The sequence below is a fragment of the Curtobacterium sp. HSID17257 genome (genome assembly GCF_003989515.1).
GTDB lineage: Bacteria > Actinomycetota > Actinomycetes > Actinomycetales > Microbacteriaceae > Curtobacterium.
On record NZ_RBLU01000219.1, the window covers coordinates 1 to 1309 of the forward strand.

General features: G+C 75.3%; 1 protein-coding gene. It reads right to left on the bottom strand.

All coding sequences use genetic code 11. The features are described from left to right. Positions 1-1309, bottom strand: a 1309-nt coding sequence (locus D8M35_RS16120) for an amidohydrolase family protein (protein ID WP_126892718.1), incomplete at both ends; no start/stop codon positions are given.

The following is a 1309-nucleotide window of genomic DNA, read 5'->3' on the forward strand; positions in this document are numbered from 1 at the left end:
CGGCCGGGTGCACGGTGCCGTCGGTGGCGCGCACGACGCCGCGGATCACCGTGGCGACGACGCGGCCGGCCCCGTCCTCGACGAGCTCGGCGAGCGCATCGGGCACGGTCCGGGCGTCGACGTCGAACACGGCCAGGTCGGCACGTGCCCCGACGGCCAGGTGTCCGACGCGGTCGGGCCCGACGGCGAGACCCATCGCGTGGGCGCCGCCGAGGGTCGCCGCTGCGAGCAGCCGCTCGTGCAGGTCACGGTGCCCGTAGCCCTGGGCCCGGGCGATCCGGTGCAGCGCCGTGACGTCGGCCATCGGGTCGAGGGACGGCGACGACGACAGCGAGTCGGTGCCGATCGCGATCGGACTGCCCTCGCGCAGGTAGTCCGCCACGGGCGGCGGATCGAGGCCGATGACGGCGTTCGACCGCGGGCAGAGCGCGACCGCGGTGCCGCGCGCCCGCAGCAGCGCCCGGTCCGAGGCCGTGACGTAGACGCCGTGCGCGATGTGGCAGTCGGGTCCGAGCACCCCCAGGCGGTCGACGAACGCGGTGGCGCTGGCGCCGAACCCGAGCGCGCGCATGGCCCGAAAGGACGGCACGTTCGCCAGGTGCCAGTCCGCGGTGTGCCCGATGCCGTCGACCCCCTCGAGCCCCGGGACCGGCCCGAGCGCGACCCGCTCCCCCTCGAACGCCGCCTCGCCCAGGTGCAGGTGCAGGCGGAGCCCCCGCTGGCGCACGATGTCCGGCAGTTCCAGCAGCGGTGCGACGTCGAGGGAGTACGGCGCGTGCGGCGACAGCCCGGCTCCGGGCGTGGTCGGGATGCGGGCGAGCTCGTCGAGCACCTGGGCGCGCCCGTGGGACTCCCACGCCGCGTTCTCCCAGTCCATGACCTCCCAGTAGGCGATGCCGCCGAGGCCGTGCTGCTGCAGGACGTCGGCCGCCTCGATGTCGGTCACCACGTCCGCGATGCTCGTGACGCCCGACGCGATCGACGCGAGGGCACCCGCGGACGCCTCCGCCCGCCAGTCGTGCGGGAGCGCGTAGTCCACGTTGAACGCGGCCGCCCAGTCCTCGAACCCCTCGTACTGCCGCTGGCCGACACCGGACATGCCGGTGTACTGCAGGTGCGTGTGGGCGTTGACGAGACCCGGCAGGAGGGCGCCCCGCCAGCGGCGCTCCGTCCAGGGGCGTCCGGCGGCGTCGAGCTGGTCGACCACCCACGAGCGGTCGCCGACGTGCAGGATCCGTCCGTCCTGCACCGCGACTGCACCGTCGGCGATCGGCGGTGCCGTCATCGGCACGACGACGCGCGCCGTGTG